Origin of the sequence: Mongoliitalea lutea (assembly GCF_014652135.1) — a bacterium.
GTDB lineage: Bacteria > Bacteroidota > Bacteroidia > Cytophagales > Cyclobacteriaceae > Mongoliitalea > Mongoliitalea lutea.
In genome coordinates this window covers 150,590-176,365 of record NZ_BMYF01000001.1, presented here as the reverse complement: position 1 = coordinate 176,365, position 25,776 = coordinate 150,590, and the positions used below count along the sequence as shown (strand labels likewise).

Annotated in this window: 19 protein-coding genes; 15 read left to right on the top strand and 4 right to left on the bottom strand. The window is 40.7% G+C overall.

Annotated elements, in window-relative coordinates; all coding sequences use genetic code 11:
• Position 1 precedes the first annotated feature (1 nt).
• The 6 genes from IE080_RS00715 to IE080_RS00690 all read left to right on the top strand — a co-directional run bounded on the left by IE080_RS00715 (position 2) and on the right by IE080_RS00690 (position 7,908).
• Positions 2 to 1,393: an NmrA family NAD(P)-binding protein gene (locus IE080_RS00715; protein WP_189578421.1), complete on the top strand. Its 1,392-nt coding sequence runs from the start codon at positions 2 to 4 to the stop codon at positions 1,391 to 1,393.
• 69 nt (positions 1,394 to 1,462) lie between these two features.
• Positions 1,463 to 2,419 carry an aldo/keto reductase gene (locus IE080_RS00710; RefSeq protein ID WP_189578419.1) on the top strand — a complete coding sequence of 319 codons (957 nt, stop codon included), beginning with the start codon at positions 1,463 to 1,465 and terminating at the stop codon, positions 2,417 to 2,419.
• Between the two features lie 4 nt (positions 2,420 to 2,423).
• Positions 2,424 to 3,332 (top strand): YihY/virulence factor BrkB family protein, encoded by a 909-nt coding sequence (locus IE080_RS00705; protein WP_189578417.1) that lies wholly within the window; start codon positions 2,424 to 2,426, stop codon positions 3,330 to 3,332.
• Positions 3,333 to 3,507: 175 nt separating this feature from the next.
• A complete protein-coding gene (locus IE080_RS00700; RefSeq protein ID WP_189578415.1) occupies positions 3,508 to 4,851 on the top strand; it encodes an alanine/glycine:cation symporter family protein in 1,344 nt (447 codons plus the stop codon).
• A 7-nt stretch (positions 4,852 to 4,858) separates the two neighbouring features.
• Positions 4,859 to 5,974, top strand: coding sequence for a glycerate kinase (locus tag IE080_RS00695; RefSeq protein ID WP_189578413.1), 1,116 nt, complete (start codon positions 4,859 to 4,861; stop codon positions 5,972 to 5,974).
• 116 nt (positions 5,975 to 6,090) lie between these two features.
• Positions 6,091 to 7,908 carry an ATP-binding protein gene (locus tag IE080_RS00690; RefSeq protein WP_189578411.1) on the top strand — a complete coding sequence of 606 codons (1,818 nt, stop codon included), beginning with the start codon at positions 6,091 to 6,093 and terminating at the stop codon, positions 7,906 to 7,908.
• A 22-nt stretch (positions 7,909 to 7,930) separates the two neighbouring features.
• Here IE080_RS00690 and IE080_RS00685 read toward each other — a convergent pair whose 3' ends face one another.
• Positions 7,931 to 9,706, bottom strand: coding sequence for an acyl-CoA dehydrogenase family protein (locus tag IE080_RS00685; RefSeq protein ID WP_189578409.1), 1,776 nt, complete (start codon positions 9,704 to 9,706; stop codon positions 7,931 to 7,933).
• Positions 9,707 to 9,715: 9 nt separating this feature from the next.
• Positions 9,716 to 10,246 (bottom strand): DinB family protein, encoded by a 531-nt coding sequence (locus IE080_RS00680; protein WP_189578408.1) that lies wholly within the window; start codon positions 10,244 to 10,246, stop codon positions 9,716 to 9,718.
• Between the two features lie 163 nt (positions 10,247 to 10,409).
• Here IE080_RS00680 and IE080_RS00675 point away from each other — a divergent pair, with 163 nt between their 5' ends.
• The 5 genes from IE080_RS00675 to IE080_RS00655 all read left to right on the top strand — a co-directional run bounded on the left by IE080_RS00675 (position 10,410) and on the right by IE080_RS00655 (position 14,978).
• Positions 10,410 to 12,161: an ABC transporter ATP-binding protein gene (locus IE080_RS00675; RefSeq protein ID WP_189578406.1), complete on the top strand. Its 1,752-nt coding sequence runs from the start codon at positions 10,410 to 10,412 to the stop codon at positions 12,159 to 12,161.
• 223 nt (positions 12,162 to 12,384) lie between these two features.
• On the top strand, positions 12,385 to 13,215 hold the full coding sequence (locus tag IE080_RS00670) for an alpha/beta fold hydrolase (protein WP_189578404.1): 831 nt from the start codon (positions 12,385 to 12,387) through the stop codon (positions 13,213 to 13,215).
• Complete coding sequence (locus IE080_RS00665) at positions 13,191 to 13,724, top strand: RNA polymerase sigma factor (RefSeq protein ID WP_189578402.1); 534 nt, start codon at positions 13,191 to 13,193, stop codon at positions 13,722 to 13,724. The genes IE080_RS00670 and IE080_RS00665 overlap by 25 nt, the downstream gene beginning before the upstream one ends.
• On the top strand, positions 13,711 to 14,262 hold the full coding sequence (locus tag IE080_RS00660; RefSeq protein WP_189578400.1) for an NrfD/PsrC family molybdoenzyme membrane anchor subunit: 552 nt from the start codon (positions 13,711 to 13,713) through the stop codon (positions 14,260 to 14,262). The genes IE080_RS00665 and IE080_RS00660 overlap by 14 nt, the downstream gene beginning before the upstream one ends.
• A gap of 284 nt (positions 14,263 to 14,546) precedes the next feature.
• Positions 14,547 to 14,978: a hypothetical protein gene (locus IE080_RS00655; RefSeq protein ID WP_189578398.1), complete on the top strand. Its 432-nt coding sequence runs from the start codon at positions 14,547 to 14,549 to the stop codon at positions 14,976 to 14,978.
• A gap of 309 nt (positions 14,979 to 15,287) precedes the next feature.
• On the opposite strand, the gene IE080_RS00650 is transcribed toward IE080_RS00655, so the two are convergent.
• Both IE080_RS00650 and IE080_RS00645 read right to left on the bottom strand, forming a co-directional pair.
• Complete coding sequence (locus IE080_RS00650) at positions 15,288 to 16,715, bottom strand: sensor histidine kinase (protein WP_229800438.1); 1,428 nt, start codon at positions 16,713 to 16,715, stop codon at positions 15,288 to 15,290.
• Complete coding sequence (locus IE080_RS00645) at positions 16,633 to 18,021, bottom strand: sigma-54-dependent transcriptional regulator (RefSeq protein WP_189578396.1); 1,389 nt, start codon at positions 18,019 to 18,021, stop codon at positions 16,633 to 16,635. The genes IE080_RS00650 and IE080_RS00645 overlap by 83 nt, the downstream gene beginning before the upstream one ends.
• 317 nt (positions 18,022 to 18,338) lie before the next feature.
• Here IE080_RS00645 and IE080_RS00640 point away from each other — a divergent pair, with 317 nt between their 5' ends.
• The 4 genes from IE080_RS00640 (at position 18,339) to IE080_RS00625 (ending at position 25,483) form a co-directional block, all read left to right on the top strand.
• Positions 18,339 to 19,589, top strand: coding sequence for an efflux RND transporter periplasmic adaptor subunit (locus IE080_RS00640; protein ID WP_189578394.1), 1,251 nt, complete (start codon positions 18,339 to 18,341; stop codon positions 19,587 to 19,589).
• A gap of 248 nt (positions 19,590 to 19,837) precedes the next feature.
• Entirely contained in the window at positions 19,838 to 22,264 is a 2,427-nt protein-coding gene (locus IE080_RS00635) for an ABC transporter permease (protein WP_189578392.1), read from the top strand.
• 86 nt (positions 22,265 to 22,350) lie between these two features.
• Positions 22,351 to 24,705, top strand: coding sequence for an ABC transporter permease (locus IE080_RS00630; protein WP_189578390.1), 2,355 nt, complete (start codon positions 22,351 to 22,353; stop codon positions 24,703 to 24,705).
• Positions 24,706 to 24,784: 79 nt separating this feature from the next.
• On the top strand, positions 24,785 to 25,483 hold the full coding sequence (locus IE080_RS00625; protein ID WP_189578388.1) for an ABC transporter ATP-binding protein: 699 nt from the start codon (positions 24,785 to 24,787) through the stop codon (positions 25,481 to 25,483).
• Positions 25,484 to 25,776 lie beyond the last annotated feature (293 nt).

The window sequence follows — 25,776 nt, the reverse complement described above, 5'->3', positions numbered from 1 at the left end:
CTTGAAAAAAAAGATAGCCATAGCAGGTGCGGGTGGATACATCGGAAGATGGTTTATCGATAGGTTTAAAGACTGCTACGATATTATTGCATTAAGCAGGAGAGCAGTTGTGGATGCAGAAGACTTAGGAGTTACTTGGAAACAAGTGGAGCTCTTTTCAATTACCTCTACGACGAATGCATTGGAGGGGGTAGATTATGCAATCTATCTCATCCATTCTATGTCTGCCTCTACTCGGCTGAATCAAGGCAGCTTTCAGGATACAGACTTATTATTAGCAGACAATTTTGCTCGTGCAGCAGCTGCCAATGGTATCAAGCAGATAGTATATCTTGGAGGGATTTTACCAAAAGAAATAGCTACTGAAGCGATTTCTGTTCATCTCAGAAGTAGACTAGAAGTTGAAGAGGCCTTAGCTTCCAAAGGGGTTCCTGTTACTGCATTACGGGCGGGAATTATTGTAGGGCCAGGTGGTTCCTCATTCGAAATGATGTTTCATTTGGTCAACAAACTACCTGTGCTCATTTGTCCCCAGTGGACTTTATCCGAAACACAAGCGATTTCCTTAGAAGACACTCTAACAATTATGGATAGCTGTATTGGAAATGCAAATGTCTATGGAAAAGCAATTGAAATAGGGGCTCCTGAAATTTTGACCTACAAGCGTATGTTGGAAGAAACAGCCCGGGCAATGAATAAGAAACGATTGATTATTTCGGTTCCTATTTTCTCCGTTGGATTTTCCAAATTATGGGTTTCCTATTTTGGGAAAACTCCAATGAAATTGGTTTCCCCTTTAGTTGAAAGTCTCAAGCATACGTTGACTGTTTCTCCTGAATTGGCGTTTAAAGAGAAAAAAATTGACTATTTGGATTATCAGAGTGCTGCGCAGAAGGCGTTGGATCCACATGCAATCCTTCCCAAATTACCAAAATTTAAGTCTTTGATAGGGGAGGAAAATACAGTAAGAAGTATTCAGCGTTTTCCAAATACACGTCATCAATCAGCTCTTTGGGTGGCTAATCGTTACAAGGTTTGGTTGCCTACATTCTTCAGTTTTTTGATAAATGCCAAGGAAAACAGTAGGGGTGACATAGGGTTTCATTTGCTAAGCTTTTCAAAGCCCATGCTACAACTCACCTTGATTCCTGATCGTAGTGATATGAAGAGGCAGTTGTTTTACATTACAGGAGGTTGGCTCGTAAAGCGGTTTGATTATGGATGGTTGGAGTTTAGGGAAGTTTTGGACGGAAAATACATGATTACCGCTATTCATGAATTTGTACCACGGCTGCCTTGGTTCATTTATGTCAATACGCAAGCTAGAATCCATCTTTGGGTAATGAATCGATTTAAAAGATACCTAGAGAAGTTTAGATTTGATGGAAGATAACCGTTGGAAAAAATTATACCTAGTCAATTGAAGTAATTGTGCTAAATTTACTCTCATTCAATTTTACTCATGAAAACATTACAGTTTAAAAACGGAGATCATTTACCAATTATAGGTTTAGGAACTTGGAAATCTAAACCTGGTCAAGTATATCAAGCAGTGTTATGGGCTTTAGAATCAGGTTACAGACATATTGACTGTGCTGCCATATATAATAATCAATCAGAAGTAGGAGAAGCTTTGACTAAAGCCTTTGGAGATGGATTAGTCAAAAGAGAAGATGTTTTTATTACGTCCAAACTGTGGAATTCCAATCACCGCTTAGAAGATGTAGAGGAAGGTTTAACCAAAACATTATCAGAATTGAGGCTTAGTTACGTGGATCTTTATTTGATGCATTGGCCTATAAGTTTCAAAAAAGGGGTGGAGTTTGCTCAAAATCGGGAAGAATTTTATACCTATCAGGATGTTCCGCTAACACAAACGTGGGAAGGATTGGAATCCTGCTATATCAAAGGGCTCACGAAGCATATAGGAATGTCTAATTTCAATATTGCCAAACTAAGCGAAATATTGGATAACTGTAAAATAAAGCCTGAAATGAATCAGGTGGAAATGCATCCTTTTTTACCGCAGGAAAAACTCGTGAAGTTTTGTAAAGATCAAGGCTTACTTATGACTGCCTACTCACCATTGGGTTCAGGAGACCGCGCTTCTTCTATCAAAAAAGAGGATGAGCCAGATTTGATGAATCATGATTTGATACAAGATCTAGCAAATAAATACGGTTGTTCAAACGCACAGATTTTAATAGCTTATTCTGTAGCAAGAGGTATTGCCGTAATCCCAAAATCTGTAAATCAAGAGCGGATCAAACAAAATCTGGAAGCAATCACGATCGAACTCAGTGATGAGGATATGCTTGCTTTAAAAAATATAGGTAAAAACTATCGATTTATCGACGGTAGGTTCTTTACAGGTCCAAGAAGTCCATATACCTTAGAGGACCTTTGGGAAAAAGAATAATAGGATGATCAAAAGTATTAAAAAGTTAACAGCATATACAATAGTTAAAGATTCAATAAAAGACTTTATATCAGGCGAGTCAATGGGACTTGCAGCGGGAACTGCTTTTTACACAATTTTTAGTTTACCGGCATTTGCCATTATTATTTTAAATATTGGAACGGCCATTTTCTCTGAGTCCGAAATGCAGGCGGAAATCTTGCATCAAATTGAAGTTTTGGCAGGTTCTGAAAGTAAGGCATCTATAGAAGAAATCTTTAACAATTTTGACATAGGAGAGAATAAGGGAATACCAAACGTTGTAGCCGTACTGATACTAGCATTTAGTGCAACAACTGTTTTTGTAAGTTTACAAAATGCCATAAATCATATTTGGCATATCAAGCCAAAACCTGCTAAAGGGATTTTGAAGTTTGCCATCAATCGTTTATTGAGTTTCTCCTTGATTGCCTCCATAGGATTGATTTTGGTGATATCATTGATTTTAGATGCAGCCTTTGTTATAGTCAATAATTATTTAACTCAGTTTTTGATTGTAGATATTCCGTTTGATGTGGCAGCCTTAGTTCATTTTTTTACTGCTCAGGCTTTTTTTGTATTGATATTTGCACTTATGTATAAAATTCTGCCTGATGCAAAAGTTCGTTGGAAAGACACTTGGATGGGCGCATTTATCACCATGGTTTTGATTGGTGTTGGGAAATATCTCATAGGTATTTATTTAGGGAATTCTGATTTAGGTAGTACTTATGGAGCTGCGGGTTCTTTAGTGATTCTTTTGGTTTGGACCTATTATTCGATTGTTATTTTTCTTTTTGGTGCACAAATCACCTACTACATTGCAGAGAATGTAGGAGGCAGTATTATTCCAAAAGATGAAGCAGTACGGGTGGAGCTACGAGAAATAGAATAAGCAGCCATTTTTAAATTGAGCAACAGCATGAATTGGATTGTATAATTTAAACTTCATAAGTTTTTACTGGTTTTCTTAGTATCATTATCAAAGGCTCTCGATTTCTTTTTCTGCTAATGTTTTTTGCATTTTGGGAAATTGCGCTTAATATGCTGTTTCATTTCAAAATGACTTTATGGGACAATTAATCATTGACTTTAGTAATTGGATTTGGGATACACCGATGTTGCTACTTCTGATGGGAGGGGGCTTGATTTTGTTTGTGTACTCCGGTTTTTTACCCTTTCGCTACTTTGGCCATGCTTTGAAAGTAGTGAGCGGTAAGTACGATGATAAAAATGCTCCTGGTCAGATTTCTTCTCGTCAGGCATTGTCTGCGGCTATTGCTGCTACCGTTGGTTTGGGGAATATTTCAGGGGTAGCTATAGCCATCAATATGGGTGGCCCAGGTGCTATTTTTTGGATGTGGATGTCTGCATTTGTAGGGATGGCGACCAAATACTTTACCTGTTCCTTGGCTATCATGTACCGAGGAGTAGATACCGCAGGGGAAGTACAAGGTGGTCCCATGTATGTGATAGAAGAGGGCATGGGGAAAAAATGGAAACCATTGGCCATCTTATTTTCTGTGGCTGGAGCATTAGGGTTATTGGCAATATTCCAAGCAAATCAATTGACAGCTGTATTCCGCTCAGTAATGTTAGAACCATACAACTTGGATTACGGTCAATCTACCAAATGGATCATTGGAATATCCATGATGATTATTGTTGGTATTGTGATCTTGGGAGGGATAAAGCGAATAGCTTTGGTAGCTTCCCGATTGGTTCCTTTTATGGTGATCTTGTATTTCATTACGGTAATTTTTATTGTATTTAAAAACTTGGGGGCTGTGCCTGCCATGTTATGGTTGATTTTAGAGGATGCCTTCACAGGGAATGCCGTGATGGGTGGAGCTGTTGGAGCAGTCATCATTTTAGGGGCACGTAGAGCGGCCTTCTCCAATGAAGCGGGTATTGGTACGGCACCAATGGTTCATGGAGCATCCAAAAACAACGAACCCGTCCGTGAAGGGTTAATTGCGATGTTGGGACCCTTTATAGATACGGTTGTGGTTTGTACCTTGACAGCTTTGGTGATTTTGCTTACGGGAGTTTGGGAAAGCACAGAAAACGATGGGGTCAGACTAACATTGGCTGCATTTGAAGCGGGTATTCCTGTGGTTGGAAAGTATTTACTGATGGTGGCAGTTTTGGTTTTTGCGCTATCTACCATGTTTACCTATTCCTATTATGGGCATAAGTGCATCAATTACTTATTTGGAGCTGATAAGGCCAACTATTACAATTATTTCTACCTAGTGACCATCGTTGCAGGGGCAGTTGTTTCTTTGGAAGTAGTGGTGAGTTTTATCGATGGCATGTATGCGGTAATGGCAATTCCGACCATGATTTCGACTATTTATTTGGCTCCGAAAGTTAAAGCTGCTACCAAAGACTATTTTAATCGGATGAAATAATTAGATTATGGATACGGCCGCTTCAAAAACTATTCTGATTGCTCCCAATGCATTTAAAGGAACGATTGAAGCAGAGGTGGCGGCGGAAATTCTTGCAAATGCCTGGTCTCAAAAGTATCCTCAAGACACAGTGTTCACCTGTCCTATAGCCGATGGGGGAGATGGCACCTGTTGGCTGTTAGGAAAGGCTTTAGGATTACAGCAAATTCAATGTTGGACAGTTGACCCTATTGGAAGGCCGATTCAGGGCTTTTATTTTTGGGATGAGGCTAATCAAGCGGCCTATTTGGATGTTTCAACGGTTTCCGGGATCAAGCATCTTTCTCAAGAGCAATTAAATCCTTGGATTGCCAGTAGCTATGGGACAGGAGAATTAATTCTACATGCTGCTAAAAAAGGAGCAACAAGCATTTATCTTGGTTTAGGAGGAAGCGCTAGTGTGGACTTAGGCTTAGGAATTTTGGGAGGACTAGGCTTTCAGTTTTTGGATGAAAAGGGTAGGGTCTTGGCTTTTTTTACCGATAGTTTTTTTGAGAAAATTGCCTTTATCCAATCGCCGATTCCATTTCCAACTATTCGATTTGAGTTAATCTGTGATGTGGACAATACCTTTTTCGGTACTAAAGGAGCGCTACCAGTCTTCGGACCTCAGAAGGGGCTTTTAGAAGCTGATAGCCAGCGCTTTGAAACCTGTAGTAAGCGAACCATTGCTTTACTTGAACAAAAGTCAAAAAAGGCATTGGTCGACCGACCAAGTTTTGGGGCAGCGGGAGGAATAGGGTATGGCTTGTCTTTCTTTTTCGATGTTCGGATACACAAAGGAGCGCAGTATTTCTTTCAATTGATCAACTTGGAGGCAAAAGTTGCCAAAGCAGACCTGATCATCACCGGAGAAGGGCGCTATGATTCCCAATCGGCGGGAGGAAAAGGAAGTTACGAACTCCTACAGCTTGCAAAAAAATATCAAAAACCTTGTTGGTTGATCACTTCAGGAGATGAAGGAGAACAAGATGGCTTTGACCGCATCAGTAGACTCCCAAATTTAGATTTCTCAGATAGTGCTTACAAAAAGCTGGCTGAAAAAAATCTTGAGGAGGTCGTTCGAAAGCTTACAGTTTATTGACAAAACTCGGTTTTATATTTTTTTTTATACCTCGTTGACTTACATTTAAATATATTACCACCCTAAAATAACTAAAAAAAAAGGAATCAGTGAGGTTTTTCAAAACGGTGCTCTTGATGTGTTTGTTTTTTTCCAGCGAAGCCGTTTTTGGTCAATGGACTGGTGTAAGGGGTATTGAAAGCAGAATTGATTCTTTAAATAATCTAGCAAGAGACAATTTTAGAATTGATTTTAATGCAAGTACTTTAGCTGCACAAGAGGCTTTGGAATTATCTTTTGAGTATAATTATTCCAAGGGATTAGCCTATGCTTATCGAAACTTAGCAATACTCAGTTATTTCAGTGATAATCTATCCTATTCATTGGACTATATTTTCAAATCTTTGGAGATTTTTGAAAAATTGAATGATCAAAGGGGCATAGCGGATTGCCATATTAGTTTGGGTACTTTTTTCTATCGCCTTGGTGAAAGTGAATCTGCGCTTAAATATCATACCCTTGCTTATGAGTATTTCAAAGGATCGGGTCCCGCAGATAGGTTAGCGATAGCAGCATACAATCTCGCTGAAAGTTACTTCCTAAATGAAAATTTCGGAGAAGCAGAGAAATACATGTACGAAAGTATTTCTGTGAATGATATAGTTAAAAATATCCCTTTACTAGCTTCTGCTTACATGTATCTGGGAAAAATCAGGAACAGACAAGAAGCCTATTCTGAATCCATTAACTACTTAACAATGGCTTTGGAAATCAATGGAAAACTTCAGGAATCAAAGTCTAATAAAGAGGTAATTATAGAATCACACTATTTGTTAGGTTTAAATTACATGGGTTTGAATCAACCTCAAGTTGCCAAGGCTCAGTTTGAGAAATCTTTGGAGTTTTCAGAAAAGTATAATCTTAATGGTACGATTGGTGAAGCACTGTTGGCATTGAGTGAGTTAGCACTAAGTTCAAGGGATATTGATGAGTCAATCAGCATTCTCAATAGATTCCGATCATTTTATATCACAACCAATCAAACCAAAAATCAGAATGCCCGAAATTTGATACAAGATCTACTAGAGTTGAGGAATATTGAAAGGGAGGCTCTTCTGTTGAAAGCAGAAAATCAAGCGAAAGAAGATAGGATTCTTTGGTTGACCATTAGTTCTGCTTTGTTGATCTTAATTGGATTATTACTTTTTGCACTGCTGTTTTTTTACTTCCGACTTTTTAAAAAATCAAAGGAACTACAACAGCTTAAGTCTCGATTTATTGCTATGGCTGTACATGAGTTTAAAAATCCTATCGGTGTCATCTCAACAGCTTCGGACTTATTGAAAATTTATCAAGAACAGCTAGAAAACCCTACGATCAAGCAAAAAATTGAAAATCAGATCAAAAAGATAGACCGTCAAGAAAAACGATTGAATGGTTTGGTGGATGACTTGATGATTTTTGAATCCTTGTTTATGAATACCTATATTGTTTATAATCAGGAGTTTGATATTGTTCCTTTTATCAAAGAAATTATAGAGGATTGTAGGGATTTTGATCCTGATCAACGGTTAGCTGAAATAGATGCATTGCCGACCTCCATTTTAGTAAACAAGGATCAGATTCTTATCAGTCATCTTTTTACAAATATTTTAGGCAATGCATATAAGTATTCTGTAGGCAGGCAAGCTCCTATATGTTCCATCCAGCAAACACCTTCGTTCATTACTGTGACTGTTCAGGATTTTGGAATAGGAATTCCTGAGGCTGAACAAAAATCCATTTTCAAAGAATTTTTTAGGGCAAGTAATGTTGGTGATAAGAAAGGCAGTGGAATTGGACTAGCCATAGTAAATGCAATAGTTCAAAAGCTTAATGGAAGTATTAAGCTAACTTCTGAGTTAAATAAAGGTACCAAAATCGCTGTAAGCTTGCCAACTGATTATTCCGCGTAATTAAATGTTGTAGGGGTTTATATTAAAACCATTCTGTCTGCATAGCGATCGTTGTTATCTTTTCGGATAACAATCGCTTCTCCAGAGCCCCCATCTTGACTAATTCATACTCAAAGAAGTATTCCATGGCCATAAGTTTACCATGATAAAATTCTGAATCTTGTGTGCTTATCTCCAGTTGTGAGGATGCATCCATTCCTTGTTCCAACCACCTCCAAGCAATTACCAAAATGCCCAAAAACTCTAAATACAAGGTTGCATCTGATAGATAAACTTCTGGGTTTTTACCTGCTTTCTGTAACAGATGACCTGTGACTTGCTGGGCTTTTTGCATGTATTTTTCCAAGGTGGAAGCAAAGGAATCAGTTTGTTTGACTGTTTTAGCCCGCGCTATTGATTGAATCATTTCAGCCATCAACAATTGAACTGCTTTACCTTCCTGAATGACGATCTTTCTACCTAGCAAATCCATGCCATGTATGCCGGTTGTCCCTTCATGAATTGGGTGGATTCTTGCTTCTCGATAATATTGCTCCACCGGGAAATCAGTCGTGTAGCCTGCACCACCCAATACCTGTACTGCAGCTGAGGTACTCAAGCATCCCATTTCTGAAGGATAACTTTTTGCAATAGGAGTCAACAGACCCAATAGTAATGCGGCATTTACTTTTGCCTCTCCTTTACCTGCATGAGCCATGTCCCCAAGTTTACTACAATAAAGTAATAGTGATAAAGAGCCCTCTGTGATGGCCTTTTGGAAGAGGAGCATACGCTTCACATCCGCATGCTCAATAATCGAGACTTGAGGTTGTGATGGATCTTTTTCTCCGATTTTTCGACCCTGGGGACGTTCTTTGGCATAGGCAAGGGAACTGTAATAGGCTGCTGTAGCAATAGCCCCGGCATTCATGCCTACACCTACTCTTGCTTCATTCATCATCTGAAACATATAGCTGAGACCTCTGTGTGCTTCTCCTACCAAGTATCCTTCGCATAGGTCTTCTGAACCCATCATCAAATGAGCTATCGGAGCGCCCTTATAGCCCATTTTGTGATATACGCCTTCCGTTCGCACATCATTGGGCAATCCTGTGTCTACATTGATTTTTGGAACTACAAATAGGGAAATTCCTTTCACTCCAGCGGGAGCACCTTCGATGCGGGCTAACATCAAATGAATGATGTTTTCACAGGCATCATGGTCTCCACAAGAAATATAAATCTTTTGTCCTTTGATTTTGAAAACTCCTTCCTTTTCAGTGGGATAGGCGGTCGTACTTAAATCTGATAAGGAACTCCCTGCATCCGGTTCAGTCAGTGCCATGGTGCCCTGCCATTTGCCATTGTACATATTCGGAGTAAACTTGTCAATCAATTCTTGAGAACCAAATGTTCGGATCAAATTAGCTGCACCGGTAGTTAAAAAAGGATAGACTGAACTGGAATAATTGGCTGCTTGAAAAATAAAACCCGCCGCCATGTGCATGGTATTGGGGAGTTGTTGTCCTCCCTCTTCGAAAGAAAACGTAGCATTAATCCAACCATCTTCCCCAAAGGTTTGGATGATTTTTCTCATCCCGGGATGTACCTTGATACCATCGGCAGTAAGTTTGGGTTCCTGCCTATCCATTTCCGTCAGTAATGGCCTCAATTGATGTACTGCAATTTTATCCGCTGCATCCAATACCAACTCAAAGGTTTCCTGACTATGCTCTTGGAAGTAAGGCAACTTGCACAGTTCAGAAACTTTGATATGCTCAAAAAGCTGAAATTTTAAATCTTTGGAGGAGTAAAACATAGATTGGGTTTATTGGGTAAGGATTTTTTTCGCTTGGTCCAGATGCCTATGCTCATGCGATACGATGATATCAAGTGCCTTTGGCAAGGTATACACGATCAATTTATTGGCAGGAGAGTAAATGACAGCTTCTTTTTCAATAAACAATTGAAGTGATTTGATCTGATCTTTCAATTGGGTTTGGTGGGTAATAAATGCTGCTACAATCGACGCTTCGGGATCGAATAGTTTAGGTTCCCATAAGGGAAAGGTTTTAACTTTTTTCTTGCCACCATCCGTAACTGATTTGTAAATGATGTTTCCGAAAAGGTCGGTAAAAAACTTAAATTTTCCCACAAAGGGCCTTTTAATACTGCCATCTTTGAGTTTCTTGAAAATGGGAAAGTAACTGGAATTCAATGTAATCAGATGTTGTAGATTTTCTGCTATACTCCATGATTGAGGATTTGGTCTCTGATGTAGTTTTTCTTGAGGAAGCTTTCCAAAAAGTATCTCCACTTCCTCAGAAATAGCATTGATTTCTTGAATCCATTGTTTCATAGGGATGAAATATTCACTGGTGAAAGTCAAATATAGGAATCAAATGAACAATACCCGAATGGATACCTGAAGGATTCATACGAATTGGGGGATAGTAGCAAAAAGATTTTGAGCTACAAAAGAAACTAATGGAAGCGCATATTGTGTTTTGTCTATCGAAACTATGAAAAAGTCCCAAACTGCAGAAAACAGGGTCACGATGGCCCATGTCTTCAAAACCATCATTTGGCCAAGAAAGAATCAATTATTTTTAGGTCTGTTTTTAATTATCATTTCCCGCTTAGCAGGCTTGGTTCTTCCAGGTGCCAGCAAGATTTTGATAGATGATGTGATTCCTTCCAATGACTTAAACATGCTTCAATGGCTGGTAGTTGGGGTGGTTGTAGCCATTACTATACAATCAGTCACATCCTATGCTCTGACTCAGATTCTATCTGTGGAAGCCCAACATTTGATTGCCAAACTCCGCTCCAAAGTGCAACGTCACATCATTCAGTTACCAATTCGCTTCTTTGATAATACCAAGACGGGAGAATTGGTTTCCCGAATTATGACCGATGTGGAAGGCGTGCGCAATTTGGTAGGAACAGGCTTTGCACAGATGATTGGTGGGATATTGACCGCAGTCATCTCATTAGCCTTGTTGATTTACATCAGTCCTTTGATGACGCTGTATGTGTTGGTACCCGTGATTATTTTCGGAATCATTTCTTTAAAAGCCTTTCGTAAAATTAGACCCATCTTCCGTGAGCGAGGAAAAATCAACGCAGAAGTTACCGGTCGACTAACAGAAACAATGGGTGGCATTCGCGTGATCAAAGGTTTCAATGCTGAGCAACAGGAAATCAAGACCTTTGAGGATGGGGTGGAGCGCTTGTTTTTGAATGTCAAAGCAAGTTTGACGGCCACGAGTTTTGTGACTTCTGCGGCTACCTTTTTACTTGGCTTGGCCTCTGCCGGCATCATGGGTATTGGTGGATACATGATCATGGATGGACAGATGACCTTTGGGGATTTCCTAGCCTTTACCTTATATCTAGGGTTTATGATTGCACCGATTGTTCAGATGAGCAATATAGGTAGTCAGTTTACAGAAGCATTTGCAGGGCTTGATCGTACAGAAGAAATCATGAATATGCCCTTGGAACATACCAGTGGGAATCGTACCAAGTCTTTGCAAACTATTCGGGGAGATATTCGATTTGAGCAGGTTTCCTATGCTTATGAAGAGGGGAAGGAAGTAGTCAAAGGTGTGAGTTTCCACGCACCCGCAGGTTCGATTACGGCTTTGGTGGGAACATCAGGCTCGGGTAAAACGACTATTGCAGGACTAGCAGCTTCTTTTTTGAATCCCGATTCGGGTCATATTTGGGTAGATGGCGTAGATATCCAAGAAATTAAACTCGAAAGCTATCGATCACAGTTGGGGGTAGTTTTACAGGATGATTTTTTGTTTGAGGGGACTATTCGTGAAAACATCCTGTTCCCAAGACCGAATGCTTCTGAGGAATCTTTAATGCAAGCGGTCAAAGCAGCACATGTTCAGGAGTTTACCGATCGATTTGAGTTAGGGCTGGAAACGGTCATCGGGGAACGGGGGGTCAAACTATCTGGTGGTCAGCGGCAGCGGATTGCCATTGCCAGAGCTATTTTAGCTGATCCGAAGATTTTGGTCTTGGATGAAGCTACTTCCAATTTGGATACCGAAAGTGAATCCTTGATACAGGAGTCTTTGAAGGAATTGATGAAAGGTAGAACCACCTTTGTCATCGCCCACCGATTGAGTACTATCCGCCAATCCGATCAGATTTTGGTCATTGAACAAGGTCATATTGTTGAATCTGGTAAGCATGATGAATTGATTGCGAAGCAGGGGAGGTATTATCAGCTATATACATATCAGTCTAGGATTTAGGTATATTGGTTTAGCTAAGCATAGGAAATATTGCACTTTTGAGGAAAGGATTACCCCTTGGAATGGCTGTTGGCCTCACTATGGATAAAAAAGCATCGAAAGAGGGTAGGCAATTGAATTTTGAAGAAAAAATTTAAAAAACGCAAGCCTAGAAAAAAATATCCCACCACCATGTAACATTTTTCTTTTTCTGCATCTAAAGGCAAATAAAACTTTAGAAGCCATGAAAAAAATCGCAGTAATTTTAATCGCTTGCATCGTTCAGTTCTCCACTTATGCTCATTCATTTGGCCAAGCCATACATGTGGAGGTGTCAGGAAATGGACAGCCAATTCTGTTTATTCCAGGATTTACCGTTCCGGGAGAGGTTTGGGAGCCTGTTGTCAAAGCTTTGGAAAGCACCTACGAATGTCATGTCATAACGCTGGCAGGATTTGGTGGTAAGGAGCCTATTGGCTTTCCTTGGCTTCCCCAAGTAAATGAGGCCATCAAGGAATACATACTAGCCAAAAACCTGCAAGGGGTAACCATCATCGGGCATAGTTTGGGTGGAACCGTAGCTACTTGGCTCGCAGTGCAACAAGAATTAAACCTCGGTCAACTCGTGCTGGTGGATGCCTTGCCAGCAGCTGGCGCATTGATGTTTCCTGATTTTAATCCTGATAACTTATTCTATGATAGCCCTTACAATAGGCAACAGTTGGTTATGGAAGATGCCGCGTTTGCACAAATGGCCAGTTTTATGGCTAAAGGGATGAGCGTCAAAGAAGCTGAACAGAACAGGATACAGGAGTGGATTCTAGAATCAGACCGGGAAACCTATGTCTACGGATATACCGATTACCTAAAAATGGACATGAGAGAAGGGTTGAAAAACATATCCATTCCTGTGACCATCATTGCAGCTGCCAATCCCTATGGTGAGGCCATGGTCAGACAAACCAACACAAGCCAATATTCAAATTTAAAAGACTACAGGCTTGTGATCGCGGAAGAAAGTGCGCATTTTATCATGTTGGATAAACCCGATTGGTTTTTGGAGCAAATCCAGTAGATTTTAGCATCAATGAAATGACAGAAAAGGACTTTAACCAGCTTTACCACACCTATGCGCCTAAAGTCCACCGATTATGCTTAGGCTATTCTTCTGGAGATGTAGCGCTTGCCAATGAGTGGCTTCAGGAAACATTCATCAAAGTTTGGAATCATAGCAATTCATTCAGAGGAGAGGCTTCCATGGATACGTGGATTTACAGAATCGCTACCAACGTTTGTTTGGGTGATATCCGGAAGAGTAAAAAGCAGATGAAGGTCAACGATGAGCTATTGACGGAATCCATCACTGAGGAGGCAGTCACTGAGGAGGCAGAAACTATCGAAAAAATGTACGCCTGTATTGACCAATTAAGTGAGCAGAACAAAACACTCATTCTTTTGGAGCTGGAAAATGTACCTCAAGAAACCATCGCTTCAAGTGTGGGACTAGCGCATGGAACTTTGCGCACCCGATTAAGTAGAATTCGAAAATCATTACTCAACTGTATCAAACATGGAATCCGATAAATTACAAGAATTGTGGAATCAGCAAGGTGGGAAAATGCCATCATTTACTCCCCAGGATATCCTGCAAAAAGCTAAAAAGCAGCGAAAAGGACAATACATCAGCATTACAGTATTGGTGCTTACGGTGCTGGTATTGAGCGTATATACTTGGTTATATGCCTTCAACCAGTGGAACAGTTTTAATTTAGGCCTGTTACTGATGATTTCGAGTTTGGTGGTAAGGGTGATCATCGAGTTACTTTCCATCTACAGAAAAGAGAGCCGACTTGTATCCATGGACCACAAATCGTACCATGCCTATCTTAAAAAGTATTATGGCATTCGGCGGATAGTCAACTATTTGGTCACTCCTGTATGTGTGATTACGTATATCATAGGGTACACTTTACTATTGCCTTACTTCAAAGAATATTTCTCGCAAGGATTTTATACTTATATTCAGGTTTCAGGAGCTGTTTCCATAGGAGGGATAATCATATTGATTTTATACAGTATTGTCAAAGAGGAGCGATTGTTGAAGCAGTTACAATCAAAATAGAAAGAAAATAGGCCGATTGGTGGTCTTGAAATGGTTTCACCTAGCGACTGCCACGATAAAACGCAGCGATTGCTACGGTGGGAAATCCATAAGGCAAATTACAGAGTAAGAATTTTAATTCGTATCCAAGCTTGAATATATAAAAATTTAGTTTAACTTTAGTGTGGAAAAAAACTCGATTCTTCAAATAACTTAGGGAGGGGAGATTTTCTAACTGTCAAATTTCCCACATTCTTCCAGCAGCATTTATGCGAAGTACAACGAGTCTTTCAATTGTCTTTAGTATGTTTTTTTCATTGATTTTATTTTCCTGTAACAATGAAAATGATTTTACAGATCAATCACACTTTTCTGAAAAAATCTTAGGAAAATGGGTCCAAATACAATCCTTTGACCTTGTTGATGCGACCACCAATCCAACTGCTTGGTCGTGGAATGATGTCGAGGCTGGATTTACGTTAGAACTTCTGAAAGATAATAGTTTCATTTATTCTGTTTATGGTACCTGTTCAACTGGAAGCTATCGTTTTAATCCAACCCTGCAAAAAATTGATTTTGAGTTTGATTGTCCTATCGAAATTTTTGGAGAAATGAGTCAAACGCTTACGGAGTATTTTGACATGAATTTCATTCAAAATCAACGAATAATTTTAGAACATGCATCTAATTCTCAAACGCAGAAGCAAGCGATGAGCTTAATGGAAAAGGTGAGGTAAGTTTGTTTTTGGATCAAATTGTGGAAGCCCACCGTTATGTGGATACGGGACGGAAAAAAGGGGGTGTATTTGTTGTATTATAAAAATCATAAGTTCTACAAAAACCATTTAAAACTTTTTGTAAACTGATTGTCTGCATTCGATTTAGTAGTTACGCAAATAATTATAAACATTAGCTTTCAAAGCTTCTGTTGCCAGTGGACCGTTGACAGTGGTCGATTATCCGCAATACGCTGTATATTATTTTTACCCCAGTGTAATAGCGGATAATCACATGATATACTATTTAATTTTACTCTCATCTCATTTTCACTTAAACGAAAGCGTAAATACCGTCTGCACGCCTGGATTGGAAACAACCTCCAAACTACCTTTGTGTAAATTCATGATTTGTCTGGATATGGCCAAGCCAATTCCGGAACCTGATTTTTTTGTGGTATAGAAGGGGACAAAAATCCGCTCCAATGCTTCCGGAACAATTCCCTCCCCATGGTCAATGACTTGTATGACTGGCTTTGATTGGTGGTTGATGCCTCCTTTGAGCATGATTCTCTTGTCTTCGGCATGCGCTAGTGCCTCGACGCTATTTTTGATTAGATTGATCAAAATCATTTGGAGTAGGTCCTGATCTCCATGGATTTCCAATGTCGGTGGATTGATGGTGCATGCTAAGGAAATCCCAGTATTGGCCAGTTCATCTTTCCAAAGGACCCGAATATTTTCAAAGAGTGACTGTACTGCAATAGGCTTAATGATAGGTTGCGGAATACTCGTATAGTCTCGGTAGGCATGCACAAAATCAACCAATCCCTTACTTCTGCTAGCGATGGTCTCCAAACCTTCCGATAGGTCGATGAAGCTTTCCTTTTCTATGGATAAAGAACCTTCCTCACTCTCCCGAACATCTTCTTCTAAGATTGTACCCAAGGAACTCGCCAAACTCGCTATTGGCGTCATGGAGTTCATAATTTCATGTCGAAGGATTTTGGTCAGGTTTTGCCAGGCCTCCAACTCATTTTTTTGGAGTTCGGCGCGGATATTTTGAAAGGAAAGCAAGGTCCAACTGTTTCCATCCATTTTAAAGGCGGCAGACTGAACATTCAAGTGGAGGTCTGTATTGATACGAATAGCAAAGGATCCGCCTGGAGACAAGTCTAGAACTTTAGACAAAAGCTCTTTGGACAACTTTCCCAAGTCGTGAATGTCTTTAAATTGCGGTATTTGCAGCAATTGTTTGGCAGCTCCGTTGATGACCCCGATTCTCCCACGATTATCAAATGAGATAATTCCCGTATTGATATGCTGAATCATGATCTGTAAAAAAAGCATTTGCTCTTCTTTTTCAGCACGGGTCTTTTTAAATGCATCAATGACATCATTGAACGATTGGTTGATCTGCCGGAAGGAATTTCCCAAACCCGAATCCTTGGTAAATGAGGTTGAAAAATCCGAATAGCGAATGGATTCCAAAAACTTGCTGATTTTTCGGTTGGTATTGGAAACAAAGCTGATCAGGTTAACTGCCACCAAACCAATCAAACCCAGAAAAAGTAAGGCGATAGGAGCTGCTTGTTGACTTGCATAAACATAGGCGGCGGCAAAGGCCAAAAGGACGATTAAGCCCACTCGGATAATCACCCCAAAAGTAAATGACTTAAAGGCCATAGCGCTCCAATCTTCTGTACAGTGATGAACGTGTGAGTCCCAATTCCTCGGCTGCCCGAGTGATATGTCCATTATGTTTTTGAAGGGCTTTGCGGATCAGGATTTTTTCCACATCTTCAATATTCAAATGCTCTAGAGATACCAACTCCTCCTGTTTTTCAGGAGCAAGATGGTTTTGAGTAAACAGGTCTTCCGGTTGCAGGACATTTCTTGAACTCATGATAACGGCCCGTTCGATGCTGTGCTGTAGCTCACGGATATTGCCAGGCCAATGATATTTTTGCATGCGTTTGATCAAGGCTTCCCCGGCTTTGCGAATGTCTTTTTGGTACTTTTTACTGTACATTTCGATAAAATGGTCAGCCAATAAAGGGATATCTTCCATGCGCTCCCGCAAAGGAGGAAGGACAATTTCAATGGTATTTAATCGATAGAGTAAATCCTGCCGGAATTTATGTTCGTGTACCATTGTATGCAAAGCCATATTGGTGGCAGAGACCAAGCGGATATTGACTGGAATGGGCTTGTTGGTTCCTACCCGGGTGACTTCACGGTTTTGTAGGGTTGCCAATAGTTTGGCTTGTAGGGCCATGGGAATATTGCCGATTTCATCCAAAAACAAAGTTCCTTTATTGGCTTGCTCAAATCTTCCTGCCCGGTCTTCTTTAGCATCAGTAAAGGCTCCCTTTTTATGACCAAACAACTCACTTTCGAAGAGCGATGAAGTAATTGAACCTAAGTCAACGCCTACAAAAGCTTCACGATGCCGTTTGGAGTTGCGGTGGATGGCTCTGGCGATTAGTTCCTTACCGGTCCCATTTTCCCCCAAAATCAATACATTGGCATCTGTTGCCGCAACCCGCTCAATGGTGTCAAATACTTTTTGCATAGAAGCACTATGACCGATGATGTCCTTAAACTTCCTGTCCATGTCCTGCAACAATTGTTGTTGCTGATCTTTCAGTTGATTCACTTCTATTTTGGATTTTCGAAGTTTCAGCGCAGCATGGAGGGTAGCGAGTAGTTTTTCATTTTCCCAAGGTTTCAATACAAAATCAGTAGCCCCCTCTTTGATGGCTTTGACTGCGGTGGTCACATCCCCATAGGCGGTAATCAAAACCACTACTGCGGATGAATCAATCTCCAATATCCGATCCAACCAGTAAAAACCTTCCTGTCCGCTGCTGACATCTTTGGTGAAATTCATATCCAACAAAATCACATCGTACTGCTCATTGACCATTAAAATGGGAAGTAGACCAGGGTTGGTTTCGGTGTCTACCTGTTCGAAATGTCTTTTTAAAAATATTTTAGCGGCTTTTAAGAGGTCCTCATTATCGTCAATAATGAGTAGTTTTCCTGATCTATTTTCCTTCATGTCCAAGCAAAGCTAATGAGTGATTGGTTAGTTATATGGTTAACTAAGTAACCAAAAGCTATACCGATTTTTGGCTTTCAAGTATAGATGACAAAATACGCTTTTATATTCAAATGAAGGCCATTTTTCATTGTTCGTTCAATGGTAAAGGCGGGGGAAGTCCTGTTCTCTTTTGGAGCTTTTGTGCGCTGACGGACAAAAATGTTCGGGATTAAGAGCTGTGTTGGTTTGTAAAGCTTGATTTTGGAAGCTAAGAGCCTTTTTTGGGCTGGCATGTGATTGGCAACCCAGCAATCAAGCACGAATATAAATGAATCATGGATAGAAAGCTTGAAAAGAAATTTTGGACTACCGGCAGGATAGTGTTAGTAATTTCTTCAGTACTAGTTGTAGGATTGATAGGTTGGCAACTGTGGGGTGTGGATCATAGGTCTTCTATGAATGTATCCATGGAGCGGGTCACCTTGGCTACGGTGAAGGAAGGAGAGTTTACAGACTACATTCCTGTAAGTGGGACGATTGAGCCTGGAGAAGTATTCTTTCTAGATGCTTTGGAGGGAGGAAATATCCAACAGATTATCCGTGAATCTGGTGCTTTTGTCAACCAAGGAGATACCATTTTGATACTCTCTAATTCCAAATTGCAGTTGGAGGTGATGGAGCGTGAATCAGGCTTGTACTTTCAGCTCAACAACCTCCGACAAGTCAGGCTGCAACTGGATCAAAATGACCTCAGTCAGCAGGCTCAGCTCGCAGAAATAGATTACCAAATCAGTTTATTCAAACCTCAATTCGAGCGTTTTAAGGAGTTGCACAGCAAAAGACTGGTATCTGAGCGGGAATTTGAGGAGGTTCGGGAGCAATACGAGTACAATGTTAAGAGAAGAAGGCTAACCTATGAGGCTTATCGCAATGACTCTATATCCCGTGTTGTGCAAAAAAAGCAATTGCAGGATTCCGAGCGTAGAATGAATCAGTCCCTGAATGGGGTAGGGCATATTCTGGATAATTTGGCCCTTCGCGCACCCATTAGTGGGCAGTTGTCTACCGAACCCATTCAGGTAGGACAATCCATCAGTCCCGGCCAACGCTTTGGACAGATTGATATCTTGGATAAATTCAAGGTGAGGGTTCCCATTGATGAGCTGTACCTGTCACGGGTGTATATGGGCTTGAAGGGTACCTTTACTTTTTCTGGAGAAACACACGAGCTTGAGATAGCAAAAGTCTATCCGACTGTCACTGGAGGACGATTTGAAGTAGATATGATTTTCACTGGAGAGATTCCCACAGGGATTCGCCGAGGTCAGACTGTCCGTATCAGACTGGAATTGGGTGAAAGTGAGCAAGCATTGCTAGTGTCATCGGGTGGCTTTTATAAGGATACTGGAGGAAATTGGGTATTTGTATTCAATCCATCTACCGGTAAAGCAGAGAAAAGAACCATCCGATTGGGACGCAAAAATCCTGAATTCTATGAAGTCATCGAAGGACTACAGGCTGGAGAAAAGGTGATAGTCAGTGGATATGAAGGCTTTGGGAAGAATGAAGTGTTGTATTTGAAGTGAGAAGCGAGATGCGAGATGCGAGACTCGAGAAGCGAGAGACGAGACGCGAGAAACAAGATAATGAGGGATTAGGAATGAGGTAGGAAAGAGGGAAAGAAAAAAATCTGAGCTAATCTGCGAAATCTGTGGACAGCCAATAAATGTCGAATGATGAACGCTGAATTTCGAATGTTGAACGATGGATTATCGCTTGCTGTGGGGCTATAGCCATTTAATTGTAAAGAAAAGACTAGAAAACAAAAGACGCTATGATTAGGAATTATTTGAAAATATTTGTGCGGAATCTGAGGAAGAATCCATTGTATGTTTTGATCAATATCATTGGGCTGTCTGTGGGGATGGGGGCGAGTTTGTTGATCTTTTTGTTTGTGCAACATGAACTGAGTTATGATACCTATCATGAGAAATCCGAGCGTATCTATAGAATATCCCGATCATTTTTCAATCAAAGTGGTGAAGTAAACCTGCATTTGGGACACTTGGCACCTCCATTTGGACCTTTACTGAAAGAAGATTTTCCTCAGGAAATAGAAGATGCTGTTCGGGTAATGAATACGACCTTGGTCATCAAAGAAGAAGATAAAATCTTTGGAGAGGAGCGGTTTTACTTTGCTGATCCCGAAATTTTCAAGGTCTTTTCCTGGAAGGTGTTGGATGGGAATCCGGAAGAAGCATTAACCTTTCCTGATGGAATAATCATTTCCCAAAGCATGGCCCAAAAATACTTCGGCGATAAAGACCCTATGGGACGAATGGTGGAGGTAAAAGCTGGGCCACTTGCTGTCATGATGCAGGTCAGAGCGGTTATGGAAGACATTCCTGAAAACTCTCATTTCATTGCAGATTTCTTTGGTTCTATGGAGATGGTCATGGCCTACTATGGAGGCTATGAGGAGCTGATGAAAAACTTCGGTTCCAATAATTTTGGTACCTATGCACTCTTAAGGGAAGGGGTTGATATTGCTGGTTTGGAAGCTCAGATTCCGGGATTTCTCAACAAACACTTGCAGGTTGGCTCCGACGGCATGACTCCTTCCACCTGGAACAACCTTCATTTCTGGCCCATAGAATCCTTACATCTGTATTCCAATCTTGATTCCGAACTGGAACCTAACAGTTCTATTGAATACATTTATACCTATTCAGCCATTGCGATATTTATCCTACTGATTGCCTGTGTGAATTTCATGAACTTAGCTACTGCCAGATCGTCGAAGCGGGCATTGGAAGTGGGGTTACGAAAGGTGTTAGGTGCAGAAAAACAACTCCTTGTTGGTCAGTTTATGACTGAAACGATCGTCATGACGCTATTTGCGGCTTTGTTGGCTTTGCTCATGGTATGGGTGGCCTTACCTGCTTTTGGTGGATTTACCGGGAAGAATCTTACGATAAATTTGTTGGAGCAACCTAGCTACCTATTGGTATTCGTTGGCTTAGTGGTTCTTGTTGGGGTTATCTCGGGGAGCTATCCTTCCTTATTCCTTTCGGGATTTCAGCCAGTCAAGGTTTTGAAAGGAACGTACAAAATAGGCTCTATGCATGAAAAATTCCGCTCTGCTTTAGTTGTGGGTCAATTTACCATTGCAATCGTGCTGATTGTGGCAGTTTTGGTAGTTACCAATCAATTATCCTACATGAAAAATAAGGAGCTGGGATTTCAACAAGAGCAAGTTGTGGTCCTACCTGCCTATGATGAACTCATTGGGAATTATGAGCGTCTCAGCCAACGGTTCTTACAACATCCTGCTATAGAATCCATGGCCTTGGGTTCGAGGGTACCTTCCGGGAGATTATTGGATGCAATGGAGACTCGTGCAGAGGTAGGTGGGAACTTAACTGCGATGGATATTCGGTTGGCCGATATTCATGTCAGTCATGGATTTATGGAAACTTTTGGGATTGAAGTTATTGCCGGGAGAGACTTTGAATTTCTGCAATCCTCTGACAGTACACAGGCATTTTTAATCAATGAATCAGCTGTTCGTGCCATAGGCTGGTCTTCTGCTGAAGAGGCGGTTGGTAAGGCATTACACTACGGGCCAAGGAGAGGCTATGTGGTAGGGGTATTGAAAGATTTTCATTTTGAGTCTTTGCATCAACCCATCAGTCCTATGGTGTTTATGATTCCTGATACCCGCTTTCATTTAGTTGCCTTCCGGATAAAGCAAGGGGAGGAGCAAGAAGCTTTAGCTTACCTTAGGGAAGAGTGGACAGCCATGAAACCTGATTTTCCTTTTAACTATTTCTCTGTTGAAGATCGCATGAATCAGCAGTATGAAGCGGAAGAAAAGGTAGGGGCCGTATTTGGATACTTTGCAGGATTAGCCATTTTAATATCTGTTTTGGGATTGTTTGGTCTTTCTGCATACGCCACCGAACAGCGGACCAAGGAGATCGGCATTAGAAAAGTGATGGGAGCAAGTGTAGGTGCCATTGTCCTACTTCTTGGAAAAGACTTCTTGAAATTAGTATTGCTAGGTTTTCTGATTGCAATACCCATTGCTTGGTACGGCATGAATTCTTGGCTAGGCAATTTTGCCTACAGTGTATCGATATCCTGGGGCATCTTTGTTCTCGCAGGTATGATTGCTGCGATCATTGCAGCCTTGACCGTCAGTGGCCAATCCATGCGCGCCGCCCTCATCAATCCCGTAGACGCCTTCAATGTAAATTAGTGAATAACAAAAATAAATTATAGCCTTTGAGGCCAATAAATAAAAGCATTTAAAACCAGTAGTCATCACAACCAAAACGAATTTTTATGTTTACAAATTATGTGAAAATAGCTTGGAGAAATCTTTGGAGGAATAAGGAATTCTCCCTTATCAATATCTCTGGTCTTTCATTTGGGATAGGAGGGGCTGTGTTGATATTGCTTTGGATCCAATATGAGCGGAGTTTTGATCAGTTTCATGAGAAAAAAGATCAGCTCTTCGAAGTTTGGAATCAGGCAAATTTCAATGGAGAGATCTCTAGCTGGGGTTATACACCCAAGCCCTTAGGTCCTGTGTTAGAAGCTGAGCTTGATGAAGTAGTGGCTTATACCCGTTATCAGATACCTTATGAAATGTTGTTGAAGTACCAAACAAAAGGTATCAACCAACAAACCGTGGTCATAGATCCTGATTTTTTTACCATGTTTGATTTCCCTCTAATGATGGGTGATAAAGAGCATGTGTTCACCAAGCCTGAATCATTAGTCCTTACTCAAAGTGCTGTGAAAAGACTATTTGGTGATGAGGACCCAATCGGTAAAGAGGTGGTTTTGGAGAATCAAGTCACTTTGTTCGTCACAGGCGTATTAGCAGACTTCCCATGGAATACAGAATTTCAGTTTGATGCGGCCATTCCATGGGCATTGTATAAGCAGATGGGTTTCGAGGATGATTTTTGGGGCAATAACAGTGTGATTACCTACATCGAGCTTCATCCTGAAACGACTTTAGAGACGGCTGCGGCAAATGTTAAAGGAATTACGAGGAAGTTTTCTACCGAAAAGGTTGATCTGATCTTGCATCCACTGACTATCGCACATTTGTATGATCACTATGACAACGGTGTTTTGGCGGAAGGTAAAATCAAAATGATCAAACTCTTTTTCTGGGTTGCTATCCTGATTATTTTGATTGCCTGTATCAATTTTATGAACTTAAGTACAGCCCGAAGTGAAAAGCGAGCAAAGGAAATCGGCATCAGGAAGATTTCAGGAGCAGGTAGGGGAAGGTTGATTCTTCAATTTATTGGGGAGTCTATGGTCATGACATTTATTGCTTCATTGCTAGGACTTTTGATTGTAAGTCTACTGATTCCACATTTCAATAATTTGATGGGGACGTCTATTTACTTGCCTTTCGGAGAGCCTTTTTTCTGGTTAACATATGTCGTTTTCATCTTACTCATTGGGATTATTGCAGGATCTTATCCAGCTTTGTTTTTGTCTTCCTTAGTACCGGCAAGAGTGCTCAAGGGAAAGTTGAGTTCACCAAAATCTGCTTTTGGGCTTCGCAAAATATTGGTAGTAACCCAGTTTACTTTTGCAGCCGTACTTATTGCAGCTACCTTGGTTGTAAAGTTTCAGATTGACCATGCCCAAAACAGGAATGCTGGATATGATAGAGATCAATTGATTTACCTAATGATATCTGATCAACTTCAAGAAAAGTATGAACCTTTCAGGGCAGAACTCTTAGCATCAGGAGCCGCCTCATCAATTACGCGTACCATGTCACCTATCTCAGAGACCTGGAGCAATACTTGGGGAATGTCTTGGGAAGGCAAAGACCCAGAGGTAACGAGTACAGTCGATCGCTTTAGTACAGATGCTGAGCTTGTCAAAACTATTGGGTTAACTATCGTAGAAGGCCGGGATATTGACATTTTTCAGTATGCTACAGATTCCAACGCGGTGTTGTTAAATCAAGCAGCACAGCGGTTGATGAACTTTGAAAATCCAATAGGCCAGCTCATAAAAGATAATGACAAAGATTGGAAAGTGGTAGGTGTAGTTGAGGACTTTGTCGTGAACTCTCCATTTCATCAGGTGAAGCCCTTGGTTATTTTTGGGCCAGATCTATGGTTTAATGTCTTTCATGTCAAATTAAGTCCCGCCAATACCGTCGCAGAAAATTTAGCAAGTATTGAGCAGATATTTGAAAAATATAGTCCTGATTTTCCTTTCGACTACACTTTTGTGGACCAAGATTATGCCAATAAATTTCAAAGCGAGCAACAAGTTTCAGCGCTTACTTTATGGTTTTCAGGATTAGCCATTGTTATTTCTTGTCTTGGTTTATTTGGGTTAGCAGCATTTATGGCAGAACAACGCTTAAAAGAGATCAGCATTCGCAAAGTCCTGGGAGCTTCTTCTGCCAATCTTGTAATCTTACTAACCTCTGATTTTATCAAGTTAGTATTGGTATCCCTCATCATTGGAATACCGATAGCCTGGTATGCCATGAGTAGTTGGCTAAAAAATTACAATTACAGAATTGAGCTAGGTCTCGGAATATTCGTGACCGTAGCACTTATTACCTTGCTAATTGCACTTCTCACCGTCAGTTCTCAAGCCCTCAAAGCAGCATGGTCCAACCCAATCAACGCCCTTAAAGGAGATTAAATCAAATTCAAAAATCTTATCTCGATAGCTCAAGACTAAAATCTAAACTCTAAAATCTAAACTCTAAAATCTCCCAACTATGGAACATATCATCAAAACAACCAACTTAAAAAAGCTCTACACCACGGAAGAAGTAGAAACCACTGCCTTGGACGATATTACTATCGAAATCAAAAAAGGTGAATTTGTCGCCATCATGGGGCCTTCAGGATGCGGGAAATCTACTTTGCTTAACATCATTGGACTCTTGGATAATCCGGATGCAGGACAGTATCATTTTATCAACCAAGAGGTAGCCAACTTCTCCGAAAGGCAACGCTCACAACTTCGTAAGGGAAACATTGGATTTGTCTTCCAAAGTTTTAACCTGATCGATGAACTGACGGTATTCGAAAATGTGGAGTTGCCACTGCTATACTTAAAAACCCCAGCCGACGAGCGCAAAAGAAGGGTAGAAGAGGTGCTTACCCGCATGAATATCATGCACAGGAAGGATCACTTTCCTCAGCAGCTTTCGGGTGGGCAGCAACAAAGAGTAGCCATTGCCAGGGCCATCGTAGCCAAACCAGCAGTTATCCTTGCCGATGAACCCACGGGAAACCTAGACTCTGCCAATGGTGAAGAAGTAATGCGGTTGTTGGAAGAACTGAACAATGAAGGGACTACCATTGTGATGGTAACACACTCCCCACACGATGCTAACTATGCCCACCGGATTATCAATCTGTTTGATGGAAAGGTTGTGACGGAGAATATCAGAGAACAGTTTCGAGTGTAGAATCTCGCAGAATACACGGAAAACTATGTAGAAGCGAGAAGCGAAACATAGTACCAAGTACAAAGTACAAAGAACCAAGTAGGGGTTCGGGTGAGAGAAGCGAGAGTTTAGACTCAAGAACCAAGAATCAAGAACCAAGAGCCAAGAGGTAAACTCAAATAACCAAATCTAAAATCTACCCTCTAAAATCTAAAATAAGGTTAATAGTTGATAAAAGGGACCCGAACTATTGGGTCTTTTTTTTTGCCCGTATGCGGTCAAAAGTGTACGTTTTGTTTTTGTTTTCGGAGACA